We start from the raw sequence: 16089 nt of genomic DNA on the forward strand, positions 1-16089 counted from the left end.
ATCGTCCTTCGATGCGCATGGCAGGGATGTTCAGCATCAACATGGCTGAACCGCTTTGCAGAAGGCCATGATCTTGTCCACACTCTTGATGCCCGGCGCGCTTTCCACACCCGACGAGACGTCGACCAGAGGCGCGCCGGTGATGCGCACGGCCTCGGCCACATTGTCGATGCCAAGGCCGCCGGACAGGCCCCATGGCGCGGCGATCGGCGCGCCGCGCAGCAGCGTCCAGTCGAAGCGCAGGCCCATGCCGCCGGGCAACGCCGCGCCATCGGGCGTCTTGGCGTCGAACAGCAGCAGGTCGGCGGCACCGGCATAGCCATTGGCGGCGTCGATATCGGCGCGGGTCTTGACCGAAATCGCCTTCCACACCGGCAGGCCGAAGCGCGCGCGGATGGCGGCGGCGCGTTCGGGCGTTTCCTTGCCATGCAACTGGAAGGTGCTGAGCGCGCCGGTGGCGACCAGTTCGGCCAGTATCTCGTCGGTCGGATCGACCACGACGGCGACGCGCTGGACATGCACGGGGATGGCGGCGGACAGTGCGCGGATCTGGTCCGGCGCGACATGGCGCGGGCTTTTGGCGAAATGGACGAAGCCGACATGGCTCGCGCCTGCCTGCACGGCGGCGCCCACCGTCTCTGGCGTCGAAAGGCCGCAAATCTTGATCGCGAGTCGGGACATGGGCGAGCCTTTAGACCGTCAGGGCAGGGAAGTCACATACCGCTCAAAGGCGGCTGGCCCGGCTGGGTCAGGTCCATATCGTGCAGGGCGAGCCACTGTTCGGCATGGGTGACGCAGGCGTCGCCGAGGAAGCGGTCCAGCGTGGCGACGATCTCCGCATCGCTCATCGTCGCGGGATCGAGCGGAGGGTGCCAATGGAGTGCGAAATGCGGGCCGCCGGTGCGCAAAAGGTAGAAGGGCAGAAATTTCGCGCCGACCTTGCGCGCCAGCCGCAGGGCGATGGACAGGTTGCCCGATGGTTCCAGCGGCCGGCCGAAGGTCGGGAACCAGACCTGCCGGTCGCGCCGCTCGTCCGCCAAGATATAGAGGGTCGCGCGATCCTTCTGGGTCAGATGCTTGAGTACGCCGCGCGCTGCGCCTTCGCCGCCGATCGCTTCACCCATGTAACTGGAGCGGGCCTTCTTGAGTTGGGCCGCGATCTTCGGATCTTCGGGCGCTTCATAGACGCCAAGGCCGGGCCGGTCGGTCGACCATTTGATATGGGCTGCGAGTAGATCCCAATTGCCGAGATGGGCCGTGAAGGCGATCATCGGGCCGGGGCCATCAAGCACAGCCTGATAGGCGGGCTTGTCGATCACCGTCACATGGGCGTCGTTCACCAACCGGTCGATATTGGCGAGTTCCGCCATGGTACGGCCGACATTCACCCAGCGCCGGGTGAGGATCGCTTCGCGTTCTGCCGCCGAAAGTTCAGGGCGCAGGATGGCGAGGTTGGCGCGGGCGCGGGCGTCGCGCAGCTTCATGCTGCGGCGCGCGACATGGGCGGACAGCCATCCGCCGAGCCAGCTTGCGGCCGGTGCGGGTAAATGGCGCATCAGGGAGAAGAGAAAGGGGTTGGAGAGCATCGCCCAAGCGTCATACAGCAGCGGGTGAGACGGTAAAGGGGCGCAGGGAAGGTGATGCTTTTTGGGGCGATGCTTTGGGTTTGGATCGGCCTTCAGGCGCTGACCGTGCTGGGCGTCATCAATTATTGGCGCAACCTGCCGGTTGATCGCAAGATCGAGACGCCGGAGGGGGCGGTGGTCATCCTGAGCGTGCGGGATGACTGGGATGGTGGGCCGGACCTGATCGCCCGGCTGAAGGCGCAGACTGCGCAGTTTCGCCTGTTGATCGCGACATCGGGACAATGTTCGGCGGCTGAGGCGCTGGCGTTCCGGGAAGGCGGCTGGGTTCAGGTCGTCGCGGCCGGTGTGGCGAGCGACGAGGGGCAGAAGGTCCATAAGCTGCGCGCGGCGTTACGGGCGTTGCGGCCGGATGACGCATGGCTGGTCTTCATCGATGCTGACATTGCGCCGCCGCCGCGACTGGTTGGCCGGCTGCTCTTTCCGCTGGTGAGGGGGAAGGCGGATATCGCCACCGGCTATCGGCTGCTGTTGCCGGGGCAGGGTGGCATGGCGGCGCTGGTCGGGGCGGTGGAGATGCAACTGGCGACGCTGCCCCGCTTCGCCAGTGCGACCATGCCATGGGGCGGGGCCATGGCGCTGCCTCGGGCGGTGGCCGATCGGCTGGATCTTGATGGGGCGCTGGCGGGGCGGCTGTCTGACGACATGAGCATCGGGCTGGCAGGCTGGCGCGCCAGGCTGCGGCTGCGGCCGGTGCGCGACCTGCTGGTGGCCAGTCCGCTGGAAGGCGGTTTCGCGGAGTTGCTGGGTTTTGGCGTGCGGCAATATCGCCACATCGTCACCAACAGCGTCGGCATGTGGGCGCTGGCGACGGGTGTTGTCGTGGTGCAGGCGGCGTTCTGGCTCTGGGCTTTGGTCTGGGGTGGATGGACGGCGGTTGCGGTCGGCTATGGCGCGGCCTGGAGCCGGGCGCTGGTGCGGCGGAGGATCATCGCAGGCGTGCTGGAACCGGGGCAGATAGGACAGGCCCGACGATCGCTCTGGTGGGATGTGGTTGCGCCCTTTGTGGTGACATGGGCGCATCTGGCGGTGCAGGGGCGGGCGGCCCTGTCCAGCCATATCCGCTGGGGCGGCTGGGACTACCGGGTGAGGCGCGGCAAGGTAGTGGGCATGGTGCGCAGCGCTTAACTTCGCATATTTCCCGCTGATCCTGAAATTTCGATGCGGGAATAGGATATTTTCTGTCGGGGTGCAGATTGAAGTGGCAGCCGGTAGTGCGGCTACCACCTCTACACCGAATAGGACAGTTTTGCGTCCGGCTCGCGCCCTTCGACAGGCTCAGGGCGAACGGCTGTTGGTTGGAAGTAGTTTTTAAAACCCCGCCGGGAATAGATGCGCGCCATCATCGCCGATGCGCAGCACGACTTTGCCCGCGACCGCGCTGATCGGCAGGTCGCCATAGAGGTGGGGGAAGAGCGCGCCGCCGCGCGACACTTCCCACTTTACCGCATCGCCGAACGGGGCGAGGTCGATCATCAGCATGACGAGCCGATCCTGTCCCGCGAAATGCTTGGCGACCGTTTCGGCCGCCTGATCGCGGGTGGACATGTGGATATAGCCGTCGGCAAGGTCGATCGGTGCGCCCTTGAACACAGCGTCGGCCTTGAAATGGTCATATTGATCGGCCGTCAGCACCTTGTAGGCGAAGAGGTCGCTCACGCTTCCCCCATGCCCGAACCCGCTTCCGAACCCGCTTCCGACCCTGCTTCGGGCGCTTCGCTGGCTTCGTCGCTTTCCTCGATCTTCGCGGCGCTGACGACATGTTCGTTCTTCGCAACGTCGAACAGGCGGACGCCGGCCGAGTTACGGCTGATGACGCGCAGGCTGTCGAGGCCCATGCGGATCAACTTCGCCTGATCGGTGACGAGCATCAACTGGTTCGCCTGGGTGGCGGAGAAGCTGGCGACGACGCGGCCGTTGCGGGCGATATTGTCGATATTGGTGATGCCCTGACCACCACGGCCGGTGCGGCGATAGTCATAGGCTGACGACAGCTTGCCATAGCCATTGGTGCAGACGGTCAGGATGAACTGTTCCGCCGCCGCAAATTCCGCGGCGCGTTCGGCCGGCAGGGTCGATTCGGCGTCATTATCCTTCCACGGCGCGGCGCGCAGATAGGCGTCGCGTTCGTCCGGGGTCGCGTCGAAGCCCTTGAGAATCGACAGCGAGATGACCTCGTCGTCGGCCTTCAGCGTCATGCCGCGCACGCCGGTCGAGGTCCGGCTCTGGAATTCGCGCACGTCGGTCGCGGCGAAGCGGATCGCCTTGCCCTGACGGGTGGCGAGCAGGACGTCATCTTCTTCGGTCAGCAGCGCGACGCCGATCAGGCGATCGTCGCTGCCTTCATCGAAGCGCATGGCCAGCTTCCCGTTCGACGGGATGTTGGCGAAGGCGTCCATGCTGTTGCGGCGCACGGTGCCGTTCGCGGTCGCGAACATCACGTGCAGATCCTTCCAGCTATCCTCATCTTCGGGCAGGGGCAGGACGGTCTGGATGGTTTCGCCCGGACCCAGCGGCAGCAGGTTGACCATGGGACGGCCACGCGTCGCCGGCCCGCCTTCGGGCAGGCGCCACACCTTCATGCGATACACCTTGCCGGCGGTCGAGAAGAACAGGACCGGCGTGTGGGTCGACGTCACGAACAATTCGGTGACGGCATCCTCATCCTTGGTCGCCATGCCCGACCGGCCCTTGCCGCCGCGCGCCTGCGCCCGGAAGCTTTCGAGCGGGGTGCGCTTGATATAGCCCTGCACCGTGACGGTGACGACCATCTCCTCGCGCTCGATCAGGTCTTCGTCCTCGATGCCGTCGGCGGCAGCGGTGATTTCGGACAGACGCGGGGTCGCAAATTCCTTTTCGATCGCCTCAAGCTCTTCGCGCATCACGGCGTAGAGCTTCACCCGGTCGCCCAGAATGGCGAGATATTCGGCGATCGCTTCGGCCAGCTCGGCGAGTTCCTTGCCGATTTCGTCGCGGCCCAGCGCCGTCAGGCGATGCAGGCGCAGGTCGAGGATCGCGCGAACCTGAATGTCGCTCAGCTTGTAGATATCGCCGGTGACTTCGGTTTCGATCGCTTCGACCAGCCGGAGGTAGGGCGCGATCTCGCTGATCGGCCATTCGCGGGCCAGCAGCTTTTCGCGGGCTTCGGCGGGGCTGGATGATCCGCGGATGATTTTCACCATCTCGTCGAGATTGCTGACCGCGACGACGAGGCCGAGCAAGATATGCGCCCGGTCGCGTGCCTTGTTCAGTTCGAACTTGGTGCGGCGGGTGATGACCTCTTCGCGGAACTTGACGAAGGCTTCGATAATCTCGCGCAGGCCCAATATTTCCGGCCGGCCGCCACGGATGGCGAGCATGTTCGCGGGGAAGCTCGATTGCGCCGGGGTGTTACGCCACAACTGGTTCAGCACGACTTCGGGCGTCGCATCGCGCTTCAGGTCCATGACGATGCGCACGCCTTCGCGGCTCGATTCGTCTCGAATGTCGCTGATGCCCTCGATCCGCTTGTCCTTGGCGGCTTCGGCGATCTTTTCAACGAGGCCGCTTTTGCCGACCTGATAGGGGATGGCGGTAAGGACGATCGACTGGCGATCGCCACGCCCTTCCTCGACTACATGGCGCGAGCGCATCATGATGGAACCACGGCCGGTGTGGTAAGCGCTGCGGGCGCCCGACTGGCCTAGAATCAGCGGCGCGGTCGGGAAATCGGGGCCGGGGACGATCTGGATCAGTTCGTCCGTGGTGATGCCGGGATTGTCGATATAGGCGAGGCAGGCACGCAGCACTTCGCCGAGGTTGTGCGGCGGGATGTTGGTCGCCATGCCGACCGCGATGCCGCCCGCGCCATTGACCAGCAGATTGGGGAACCGGGCCGGCAATACCTGCGGCTCGCTTTCCGACGCGTCATAGTTAGGCGTGAAATCGACGGTGTCCTTGTCGAGATCCTCCAGCAGTGCATTGGCGACCTTGGCAAGACGCGCTTCGGTATAGCGCATGGCGGCTGGCGGATCGGGGTCCATCGAACCGAAATTGCCCTGACCGTCGATCAGCGGCATGCGCATCGACCAGTCCTGGGTCATGCGGGCCAACGCATCGTAGATCGAGCTGTCGCCATGGGGGTGATATTTACCCATGACTTCACCGACCAGACGGGCGGACTTGCGGTAGGGACGGTTATAGACGAAGCCCGATTCCTGGGCGGAGAAGAGAATGCGGCGATGCACCGGCTTCAGCCCGTCGCGCACGTCCGGCAGGGCGCGGGCGACGATGACGGACATGGCATAGTCGAGATAGCTGGCCTTCATCTCGTCGACGATGGAGATGGGGCTGATGTCCGAAGGGTCGGCGAGGACAGTCTCGTCGGTCAATGCGATTCTCTTTTTCAGGATGGAGTCTGTTGCCCGATCCCTAGCCGAGCGAAACAAATCTGTCACCCCTCGCGCAGGATCGCGCGCCCGCATGTGCAAGGAGGACGCCATGATGCACGGATATGATCGCAGGCGGAACGAAAGGGGCGCATAACTGTTGCAAAATCGGACGATATAGGCTTGTTCAATGGCCGTTCACGCGCCGCCCCCTAATCGGCGCTTAATCGCGAAATGTCGCCTGTTGTCCCCCGACAGGCGCGCAGAGGAGATGAGGATCATGCGTTTTGTTACCCCGGTGGCGCTCGCGCTGGCTTTGGCGCTGACGAGCGGTGCCGTTTCGGCGCCCGCCTTTGCCGCGAAGAAGGAAGAGAAGAAGGCAGGGCCGAAGCTCAACGTTTCGCCCGATGTCATCAAGGCGCTCCAGACCGCGCAGGCCGCTGCCGAAAAGCAGGACTTTGCGGGTGCCAAGGCGGCACTGGCCGAAGCAGACAGCAAGGCACAGTCGAATGACGACAAATATCAGATCGGCGCGATCAAGCTGAACGCGTCGATCGCATCGAAGGATAGCGCGCTGCAAAGCGAAGCGCTGACCCAGATGCTGGACAGCGGCCTGACCCCGCCGGAGCAGGCCGGTCAGTTCAACGCCATTGCCGCCGATCAGGCGATGCAGGCGAAGAATTACGACCTCGCCATCCAGCGCGGCGAAGCGGCACTGGCCGCCGGCTACAAGGCCGAAGCGGTGCAGCCGACGCTGGCGCAGGCCTATTTCGGCAAGGCGGGTACCGGCAATGGTTCGGTCGAACCGGCGCGTGGTTTCAACCAGAAGGGCCTGGCCGCGCTGAAGGCCGCTGCTGCAGCGTCCAAGGCGTCGGGCCAGGCTGTGCCGGCGCAATGGTATCAGATAGGCGTGGGCCGTGCGGAAGCTGCCAAGCTGCCGGAAGTGACCGAATGGGCGACCATGGCCTATCAGGCGGAACCCAACGGCCAGAATCTGCGCACGCTCGTCCGCCTGTTCCAGCGCGCCAACCCGACCATCTCGAATCGTGAAAATCTGGACGTGCTGCGCGTTCTTGGCGCGTCGGACGGTCTGGTGATCGCGGCCGACTTCACCGAATATGCCGAAATGGCGTCGAAGACCGGTATCTATGGCGAAGTGAAGTCCGTGATCGACAAGGGGCGGTCGAAGGGCGTGCTGAACGCCAGCGCGGCCAGCGACATCTATCAGGCGGCGACGTCGAAGATCGCGGGCGACAAGGCTTCGCTGGGTTCGGCCGAAGCTGACGCGCAGAAGGGCGCCAACGGCAAGATCGCCGCAGCGACCGCCGACGCCTATCTGGGCTATGGCGACTATGCCAAGGCGGTGTCGCTGTTCGAACTGGCCAAGCAGAAGGGTGGCGTCGATGCGGATGAAGTCAACACGCGCCTCGGCATCGCCAAGACGCTGAGCGGCGACAATGCCGGTGCCAAGGCGTCGTTCGAAGCGGTGCAGGCCGGATCGCGCAAGCAGGTCGCCAACCTGTGGCTCGCCTATCTGAGCACCAAGGGCGCCTGATACCCTTGAAGCGAAGGCGCCATGGTCGCATGCGGCCATGGCGCCTTCGCTTTGCTGTTTTTTGCTTTGATATATTTCTGGGGGAGGCCGGGGCGGCCATGCGTGATTCTATCCTGATTTCCCGCCTGCCGATGGCGGCGCTGCTGACCGCGACCATGATGATCGCGACGCCGGCCATCGCGAAGAAGAAGCCGGTGGTGAGTGGCCCGCCGATCGCCATGTCCGATGGTTTTCGTGCCAGCGTACAGGCGGCCGAGGCAGCGCTGAAGGCGCGCGATGCGGCGACTGCGGGCACGCGGATATCCGCGCTGATGCCGAGCAATGATTTCGAATCCTATACTGCCGCCGGGCTGCGATTCCAGTTGGCGGTCCTGCGCAGTGATGTGCAGGCACAGCGGGTCGCGCTGACCGACATGTTCAAAACCAGTGCTTTGCCGCGCACCGAGGCGCCGCGTTTGCGTTTTGTCGCTGCCTATCTGTCCTATCGGGTCGGCAATTATGACGATGCGATCGCGCAACTCGATTACGCCAAGACGCTGGGCTATGACGGGGTCGACGCCACCATGTTGCGTGCCGACATCGCCCTGCGCCGCAACAGACCCAAGGACGCCCGGCCCCTCGTGCAGGCGGCGATCGCCCAACAGAAAGCAGCAGGAAAAGTCGTACCGCTGGCCTGGATCGACCGGGGGATATCCATGGCTTATCAGGCCGGCGACTGGGCCGAGGTAGGGCAATTGTATCGCGAACGGCTGAATCAGGAGGACGGCAAGCCGCAATGGCGTACGGCCCTGGTCAATTATCAGGCCGCGGCCGAACTGGAGCCGCAATTGCAACTCGACCTCTATCGTCTTCAGGCGGCCAATGGCGCGATGGCGAGTGAGCGCGATTATCAGAATTATGCCCAGGCAGCGGAAAAGTCCGGCTATTACGCGGAGGCGAAGGCGATCATCGAGTCAGGCCGCAGCGCCGGTAAGTTGACGCCGACACAGAGCGTCACCAGCCAGTTGCTCAAGAGCATCACGCCCAAGGCGGTGAAGGAAATCGCCGCCTTACCCGCGCAGGCGAAGAAGGCGGCGGCGTCCAGCAATGGCAAGGATGCGCTGGCCGTGGCGGACAGCTATTTCTCCCTGAGCCAGTTTCCGCAGGCGGTGGAGCAGTATCGGCTGGCGCTGAGCAAGGGCGGCGTCGATGCCGGCCGCACCAACGCCCGTCTGGGCGTGGCGCTGGCGCGGTCTGGCGATCTGGCCAATGCGCAGGCGACGCTGGCGCAGGTGACCGGCAACTGGACCGCGATTGCGGGTTTCTGGACGCTGTGGGCCGAACATCAGGATCGCAAGGTCGGCTGACGACGGCGGCGATCCTGCCTGCCCGTCGGTTCAGACGGGCAGGGGGACGCCGGGCAAATTTTTCGACGTGCGGATGGTCAGCGACGTCTTGACGCTGACCACGTTCGGTGCCGGCGTCAGCTTCGACGTCAGGAATTGCTGGAAGCTTTGCAGATCGGGCGCGACGACTTTCAGGATGAAGTCGATTTCGCCGTTCAGCATATGGCATTCGCGTACTTCGGGCAGCGAGGCGACATGGTCCTGAAACGCCTTCAGGTCCGCTTCTGCCTGGCTTTTCAGGCTGACCATGGCGAAGACGGTGATCGTGTAGCCCAGCATGGCCGGGTCGACGACGGCATGATAGGATTTGATCGCGCCGGCTTCCTCCAGCGCGCGTACGCGGCGCAGGCAGGGCGGCGCGGTCAGGCCGACCTTGCGCGCCAATTCCACATTGGTCATCCTGCCGTCCTGTTGCAGTTCTCCCAGGATCTGCATGTCGATGTCGTCGATATTGGGGCCGGCCATTATTTCGCTTATTTCCTGTCCTGTTTGTGCAAGCCATCATAATAATATTTCAGGGCAATGCAATTGTCCCACTATGCGACGATCGCTTTCGTTCGTGGGATCGGGGCCTTTTCCTTTTCGGTCCGAGCGCCTATCGGTGATGGGAGCCGCGTCGGCACAAGGTCGGCTATGGGCCTGCAACCCGTCTAATTTGGGGAATTTCGTGCGTTTCAACGATCTCTTGCAGACAGTTCTGGCAGCGGACGACCGCGGCGGGCTGGGCGCGGTGACGTTGTGGCGCCAATGCGTCGACCTGTTGGCACAGCGCGACCGGGTCGACCGGGCACTGATGGATGCCTCGGAGCGGGGTGCCTTGCTCGATCGCCTGTCCGCCCTGCGGCCGCACCTGACCGAAACGCAGCGAATCGCGACGGTGGTGGAATTGGGCGGCCGGCTGCGTTCGCCGAGCCTGGTCGCCTTCTTCGCCAATGATCGGCCGTCCATCGCCGCGGCCGCGGCCGCGCGGGCGCAACTGCCCGATGGTGCGTGGGTCGACCTGCTGTCGCATCTGACGCCGACGGCGCGGGGCGTGCTGCGCGGGCGCCGGGATATCGGCGCGGCGACGCGGCAGGCGCTCGCAGCATTCGGTCCGCATGATCTGGTGCTGTCCACCGAGCGGCGGGACATGGTCGGTGACGAAGACATGATCCTGAGCGCCGATATGCAGGTCGATCGGGAACCCGAAGCGACAAAAGGGCCGGCGCCGTTCGATCCTCCGGTCCCGCCGGCAGCAGCTTCTGTGGAAACCCCTCCCGCAACGAACGTCACACCGTTGCGCGCGCAATCGGGCGAGGAAGGGCAGATCCGCAATCTGGTCGATCGGATCGCCCGCTTCACCAGCAATCGCAAGCCGCCCGAAGCCGCCAATTCCGATGCCGCCAATTCCGATAATGGCGGTCCGCCCGCGCCGCGCCTCTTCGCGTTCGAGACGGATGCGGAAGGCGTGATCCTGTGGATCGACCAGGGGCCGCGCGCGGCGCTGATCGGGCTGGATCTGGGCGTCGTCGCACTGGAGGGGGATAGCGGTCCCGACGCGCATGTCGCCGGCGCCTTTGCCCGCCGCAGCGCTTTCCAGAATGGCCGCTTCACCATCGTCGGGGGCGTGATGGCGGGGGAATGGCGCCTGTCGGCCACGCCCTTCTTCGATACCCGTTCGGGCCGGTTCCAGGGCTATCGCGGACAGGCGCGCCGGCCTTTCCTGCATGAGGTGGCGAGCGAACCCCGGCCTGCCGCCATGGCGATCGCCGGGCTGTCGGCGGATTCGCTGCGGCAACTGGTGCACGAACTGCGCACGCCGCTGAACGCCATATTGGGCTTTGCCGAGATCATCGAGCAGGAGTTGTTCGGTGCGGCCGGCGTCGCCTATCGCGACATGGCCGGCAAGATTGCGGTCGATGCCCGCCATCTGCTCGCCGCCTTTGACGATCTGGACCTCGCCGCGCGCGTGTCACGCGGCGACGGCGCGACCGTGCCGCAACTGATCGACCCGGCACTGCTGGTGACGCAGGTCGCCACCCGCTTTCGCGATCAGGGCGCGCCGGAGATCGACATCGCCATCGCGCCCGGCCTGCCGCAGGTGCGGGTAGACCCGGTGCAGGGCGAGCGGATGGTGCAGCATCTGCTGCGCACCGTGCTGTCCGTAGCGCCTCCGGCCGAAACCGTCACCGGCGCCTGCTGGTTCCAGCCGGACGGCGGGGCGGGGCGGGTGGTTTTCGCCGTCGATCGCCCCTCTACGCTGGCTGGCATGGAAGAGACGCAATTGCTCGATCCGGGCTATGACGGCACGGGCGACTGGGTCGACGGGCCGTTGCTCGGCCTCGGCTTCTCATTGCGCCTGATCCGAGGGCTGGCGGCGACCAGCGGTGGCGGTCTCGTCATCGAACCGGGTCGCCTGCTGCTCACCATCCCCGCCGTTGCGGCGGCCGGTGGCATGGCGGATATTGGCTAAAGGCCGGGGAAACCCTATCGCAACCATTGGGCGATAGAGGTTGGGCATGACTGTTCCCCATCATGATGGCAATCTGCTCCAGCCGCCGCTGGCGCAGGATATGATCCGGCTCGATCCTGCGTTCGGCACGCGCTTCATGCTGTTCGTCGATACCGAGGAAGAGTTTGACTGGGACGCGCCGTTCAGCCGTATCGGCCATGGCGTGACGGCTCTGGCCGGCATGGCGCGCGGCCAGGCCTATTTTGCCGCCGCAGGGGTGAAGCCCATCTATGTCACCGATTATCCGGTGATCGACGATGATGCGGCGGCGGCGATGATGGGGCAATGGGCCAGCGACGGCGCGGCCGATATCGGTGCGCATCTTCACCCCTGGGTCAATCCGCCCCATGTGGAGACGGTCAATGCCGCCAACAGCTATGTCGGTTTCCTGCCCGAAGCGGTGGAGCGTGCCAAGCTGGAGGCGTTGTGCGAGCGTATCGAGCAGCGTTTCGGTCGCCGACCTATCGCCTATCGCGCCGGCCGTTACGGTGTTGGTCCCAATAGCGCGCGATTGCTGGAGGAGGCCGGCTTTCTGCTCGACAGTTCGGTTCGCAGCCGTTTCGATTACAGCCACCAGCATGGTCCGGATTTCCACGGTCTGCCGCAAACGCCCTATTGGGCAGGACCGACCCGGTCGCTGATCGAACTGCCGCTGTCGACCGCCTTTGCCGGCCTGCTGCGCGGGGGCGGGGAGCGGCTGTATCGCGCCGCCCAGGCGATGGGGCCGCTTGCCGGGGCGCTGTCACGCGCGCGGATGCTCAGCCGCATTCCGCTGACGCCCGAAGGCGTGCCGCTGCATGAGGCGATCGTCGCGATCGACGCGCTGATCGCGGAAGGCGTGCCGGTCCTCAACTTCAGCTTCCATTCGCCGACGCTGGAGCCGGGCCATACGCCCTATGTCCGCGATGAAGGCAACCGGGCTGCCTTTTATGCCTGGTGGGACGGGGTGTTGGCGCATCTGGCGCGCCGTGGCGTAACGGCCGCGACCTTGGATCAGTTCATTGCCGCCGTTCCCATGCACGGACGGGCTTGCCAAGCGGCGTGATGCTGCTTATCGGCAGCGCAAGGTGGGGCCTGTAGCTCAATTGGTTAGAGCTGTCCGCTCATAACGGATAGGTTGCGGGTTCAAGTCCTGCCGGGCCCACCAAATGAAGCGTCACTATCATGACGTCGCGCGCTGCCGTCATAGTTAAGCCGTCGTCCGGCATCGTCAGAAAAGGCTAGCCACAGTTGGACGGCATAGGGCCGGTTTGAAGTGCGACGTTCGACCAACTGTCCCTTTTGGACGTGAGGATCGGAAATTGGCGCAGGAACGGCAGCAAAGGGTCGTACCAAATCCCGCATCTCGGTGCAGACCGTTTCAAAAATCGCCGTGAACAGGATTGGAGGCGACGGGCACGGTTGCCGTGTTGCTCGGCTCGGACACCGTTCTTCATCGCGTTACGCTGTTTGCCGGGCTATGATGGTCGTCAGTCATTGAGCCCCATCATGCGGCGATTGAGGGCACGATCGGCACCACCAGCGGCAAAGTCGTCGAACGCATGTTCCGTCACTTCGATCATATGCCGAGCGATGAAAGGCGCGCCTTGCGCTGCGCCGATCTCCGGGTGCTTCAGCGCGCATTCCCATTCCAGCACAGCCCAGCCGGGGAAGTCGTTATGCGCCATCTTGGAAAATATCGCGGGGAAATCGACCTGGCCATCGCCCAGTGACCGGAACCGGCCCGGCCGGTCAGCCCAGCTCTGATAGCCGCCGTAGACGCCGGAACGCCCGGTAGACCGGAACTCCGCATCCTTCACATGGAAACATTTGATGCGGTCGCGATAGATGTCGATGAACGCCAGATAGTCGAGCTGTTGCAGCACGAAATGGCTCGGATCGTACAATATGTTGGCACGGGCATGGCCGCCCAGCCGGTCGAGGAACATTTCGAACGTAACACCGTCATGCAGGTCTTCGCCCGGATGGATTTCGAACGCGGCGTCGACGCCATTATCCTCGAACACATCCAGTATCGGCTTCCAGCGCCGTGCCAGTTCGTCGAACGCATCCTCCACCAGGCCGGCGGGCCGCTGTGGCCAGGGGTAGACATAGGGCCATGCCAGCGCGCCGGAAAAAGTCGCATGGGCGGTAAGGCCCAGACGCTGGCTGGCGCGAGCTGCCATTTTCACCTGATCCACGGCCCATGCCTGCCGCGCGGTAGGATTGCCGCGAACTTCCGGCGCTGCAAAGGCGTCGAACTGCGCGTCATAAGCGGGGTGGACGGCGACAAGCTGCCCCTGAAGATGGGTCGACAGTTCCGTGATCGACAGGCCATGGGCAGCCAGCGTTCCTTTCACTTCGTCGCAATAATTCTGACTGTCCGCCGCTTTTGCCAGATCAAACAGGCGCGCGTCCCAGCTTGGTATCTGTACGCCCTTGTAACCCAGGCCCGCGACCCACCGGCCGATGCTGTCCAGGCTGTTGAACGGCGCTGTGTCTCCTGCGAACTGCGCCAGGAAAATGGCCGGGCCTTTGATCGTCTTCATGTCATTCTCCGGGGATGATGAGCGGCGTCCAGCCTGCGCGGCGGGCGCTGGCGTCGACGGCGGTGGCGATGAACGCCATGGACCGGACACCATCGTCTATGCCGGGTAGCAACGGGGCAGGTTCGCCGCGCAGCATCCGGGCGAAATCGCTGTAGAGGTTGGCGAAGGCTTCCAGATAGCCTTCCGGGTGGCCGCCGGGCGTGCGCGTCGCGGCGCGCGCATCAGGGCCAAGTGAGGCGTCGCCCGCCTGAATAATCTCCGTGCGGCCGTCGCCATGATGCAGCGTCAACGCGTTGGGCGATTCCTGCCGCCAGTCGATGCCGCCATGTTCGCCATAGACGCGGATGCGCAGGCCATTGCGTTCGCCGACCGAAATCTGCGACGCCATCAGCACGCCGCGCGCGCCGGTGTCGAACCGCAACAACACGGTACAGTCATCGTCCAGCGCTCTGCCCGGCACCATAGCGGCCAGATCCGCCAGCAATTCTGTGACGGTCAGGCCGGTGACGAACTCCGCCAGATGAAAGGCATGGACGCCGATGTCGCCGATGCATCCGCCCAGGCCCGAACGCGCCGGGTCGACCCGCCATTCAGCCTGCTTGCCGCTGGCTTCTCCGGCCAGCCAGCCCTGCGGATACTCCACCACGACCTTGCGTACCTTGCCAATCTCTCCGGCGGCGATGCGCGCCCGCGCTTCGCGCACCAGTGGATAACCGGAATAGGTATAGGTCAGCGCATAGGGCGTGCCCGATGCCCGCACGACGCGGCGCAGTTCCAGCGCTTCGTCCAGCGTGGCAGTGGCGGGCTTGTCGCTCATCACTGGCACGCGGGCGTTCAGCGCGGCGATGGCGGCAGGTAGGTGCAAGTGGTTGGGCGTAACGATGGACAGGAAATCGATGCCGTCTTCACGCGCTGCCTCGTCCGCCAGCATGGCATTCAGGTGGGGATAGGCGCGAGCCGGATCGATGCGATAATGCGCGCCAGCCTCGCGCGAGCGTTCAACGCTGCTGCTGAACGCGCCCGCAACCAATGCGATATGCCCGTCCAGTTCCGCCGCGATCCGATGGACCGGACCGATAAAAGCGCCGGGCCCGCCACCGACCATGCCCATACGGATTTTTGCACGGATTTTAGCCATGTCTCTCTTCCCTATTGTCGCTCAGATTGCGGCGGCTACGACGCGCTGGTCGATATTCCCGAACGGCGATCCGTTCCGTCCCAGCGCCTCCATTCGCACCCTGTCGCCAAAATGGAGAAAGGACGTTTCCGGCTTGCCGCCGGCGATCATCTCGATCGCGCGGCGCTCGGATATGCAAGATGATCCGACACTGGCGTAATCGGTGTTGGACCCGGTGCCGGAACCGATGATGGTGCCAGCGACCAGATCGCGGGTCCGCGCCGCATGGGCGATGAGGTCATGGAAGCCGTAAGCCATTTCACGGCCATGAGGATGGCCGAACCATTGGCCATTGACCTGAACTTCCAGCGGCAGGTGAACACGGCCGTCGGCCCAAGCATCCCCGAGTTCGTCAGGCGTCACCGCGAAGGGGGCGACCGAGCAGGCGGGCTTGGCCTGCACCCAGCCAAAGCCGGTCTTCATTTCGACCGGCGCAATCGCGCGCAGCGACCAGTCGTTGATGAGCAGGACCAGCTTTATATGAGCGATCGCCTGTTCGGCGGGCGTGCCCATCGGTACAGCATCAGTGATGATGCCGAACTCGCCCTCGAAATCAATGCCGTCTGCTTCGCTGGGCAGGGGCACGTCCTGCGCGCCGGACAAGAAGCGATCGGACAGGCCCTGATACATCAACGGCCGGTCCGTCTCGATCGGCGGCAGGTGGAAGGCTTTTTGCATCAGTTCGCCATGTTGCGGAAAGGCCGACCCATCCAGCCATTGCCAGGCGCGCGGCAGCGGCGCGAGCAGGCGGCCATGATCGAGCGGCTCGCCGCCGCCCTGCTCCAGCAGCTTTTCAAGCCCGCGTAATTGCCGCTCTGCGATCTGCCAGCGCTCGATCGCCTGTTGCAGCGTGCCGCCCGCAAGCAGGCAGCGCTGCGCATCACGCGACACAACGACCAGTTCGCCGTCCGGCGTCCCGTTGGAAAGGGTGGTAAGGCGCATG

Annotated in this window: 13 protein-coding genes and 1 tRNA gene; 6 read left to right on the forward strand and 8 right to left on the reverse strand. The window is 64.5% G+C overall.

Features of this window, described 5'->3' with window-relative positions; all coding sequences use genetic code 11:
• Positions 1-36: 36 nt before the first annotated feature.
• Together RQH62_RS16975 and RQH62_RS16980 are read right to left on the reverse strand one after the other, a co-directional pair.
• Positions 37-681, reverse strand: coding sequence for a phosphoribosylanthranilate isomerase (locus tag RQH62_RS16975; protein ID WP_311269907.1), 645 nt, complete (start codon positions 679-681; stop codon positions 37-39).
• 32 nt (positions 682-713) lie between these two features.
• Positions 714-1586, reverse strand: coding sequence for a lauroyl acyltransferase (locus tag RQH62_RS16980; protein WP_311269908.1), 873 nt, complete (start codon positions 1584-1586; stop codon positions 714-716).
• 69 nt (positions 1587-1655) lie between these two features.
• Between RQH62_RS16980 and RQH62_RS16985 the strand changes: the two genes are divergently transcribed.
• The gene (locus tag RQH62_RS16985; RefSeq protein WP_311269944.1) at positions 1656-2771 is read left to right on the forward strand and encodes a glycosyltransferase; all 1116 of its coding nucleotides are present in this window, start codon (positions 1656-1658) and stop codon (positions 2769-2771) included.
• A 183-nt stretch (positions 2772-2954) separates the two neighbouring features.
• Here RQH62_RS16985 and RQH62_RS16990 read toward each other — a convergent pair whose 3' ends face one another.
• Both RQH62_RS16990 and gyrA read right to left on the reverse strand, forming a co-directional pair.
• A complete protein-coding gene (locus RQH62_RS16990) occupies positions 2955-3302 on the reverse strand; it encodes a DUF952 domain-containing protein (RefSeq protein WP_311269909.1) in 348 nt (115 codons plus the stop codon).
• On the reverse strand, positions 3299-6013 hold the full coding sequence (gene gyrA / locus RQH62_RS16995; protein WP_311269910.1) for a DNA gyrase subunit A: 2715 nt from the start codon (positions 6011-6013) through the stop codon (positions 3299-3301). Before gyrA ends, RQH62_RS16990 begins: the two co-directional genes overlap by 4 nt.
• A gap of 277 nt (positions 6014-6290) precedes the next feature.
• On the opposite strand from gyrA, the gene RQH62_RS17000 reads away from it, so the two are divergent.
• Both RQH62_RS17000 and RQH62_RS17005 read left to right on the forward strand, forming a co-directional pair.
• Positions 6291-7565 (forward strand): hypothetical protein, encoded by a 1275-nt coding sequence (locus RQH62_RS17000; RefSeq protein WP_311269911.1) that lies wholly within the window; start codon positions 6291-6293, stop codon positions 7563-7565.
• A 98-nt stretch (positions 7566-7663) separates the two neighbouring features.
• The gene (locus RQH62_RS17005) at positions 7664-8911 is read left to right on the forward strand and encodes a hypothetical protein (protein ID WP_311269912.1); all 1248 of its coding nucleotides are present in this window, start codon (positions 7664-7666) and stop codon (positions 8909-8911) included.
• 30 nt (positions 8912-8941) lie between these two features.
• On the opposite strand, the gene RQH62_RS17010 is transcribed toward RQH62_RS17005, so the two are convergent.
• Positions 8942-9415, reverse strand: a complete 474-nt coding sequence (locus RQH62_RS17010) for an Lrp/AsnC family transcriptional regulator (RefSeq protein ID WP_056681816.1) — start codon at positions 9413-9415, stop codon at positions 8942-8944.
• A 202-nt stretch (positions 9416-9617) separates the two neighbouring features.
• On the opposite strand from RQH62_RS17010, the gene RQH62_RS17015 reads away from it, so the two are divergent.
• The 3 genes from RQH62_RS17015 (at position 9618) to RQH62_RS17025 (ending at position 12588) form a co-directional block, all read left to right on the forward strand.
• Complete coding sequence (locus tag RQH62_RS17015) at positions 9618-11402, forward strand: HAMP domain-containing sensor histidine kinase (RefSeq protein WP_311269913.1); 1785 nt, start codon at positions 9618-9620, stop codon at positions 11400-11402.
• Between the two features lie 46 nt (positions 11403-11448).
• Positions 11449-12486 carry a polysaccharide deacetylase family protein gene (locus tag RQH62_RS17020; protein WP_311269914.1) on the forward strand — a complete coding sequence of 346 codons (1038 nt, stop codon included), beginning with the start codon at positions 11449-11451 and terminating at the stop codon, positions 12484-12486.
• Between the two features lie 25 nt (positions 12487-12511).
• Positions 12512-12588: transfer RNA gene (locus tag RQH62_RS17025), tRNA-Ile, on the forward strand.
• Between the two features lie 322 nt (positions 12589-12910).
• On the opposite strand, the gene RQH62_RS17030 is transcribed toward RQH62_RS17025, so the two are convergent.
• The 3 genes from RQH62_RS17030 to RQH62_RS17040 are packed head-to-tail and all read right to left on the reverse strand — an operon-like array spanning position 12911 to position 16088.
• Positions 12911-13969, reverse strand: a complete 1059-nt coding sequence (locus RQH62_RS17030; RefSeq protein WP_311269915.1) for a sugar phosphate isomerase/epimerase — start codon at positions 13967-13969, stop codon at positions 12911-12913.
• 1 nt (position 13970) lies between these two features.
• The gene (locus RQH62_RS17035) at positions 13971-15107 is read right to left on the reverse strand and encodes a Gfo/Idh/MocA family oxidoreductase (RefSeq protein ID WP_311269916.1); all 1137 of its coding nucleotides are present in this window, start codon (positions 15105-15107) and stop codon (positions 13971-13973) included.
• 21 nt (positions 15108-15128) lie between these two features.
• A complete protein-coding gene (locus tag RQH62_RS17040) occupies positions 15129-16088 on the reverse strand; it encodes a fumarylacetoacetate hydrolase family protein (protein WP_311269917.1) in 960 nt (319 codons plus the stop codon).
• Position 16089: the final 1 nt, after the last annotated feature.

The organism is Sphingobium sp. WCS2017Hpa-17, assembly GCF_031843765.1.
In the GTDB taxonomy this organism is placed as follows: domain Bacteria; phylum Pseudomonadota; class Alphaproteobacteria; order Sphingomonadales; family Sphingomonadaceae; genus Sphingobium.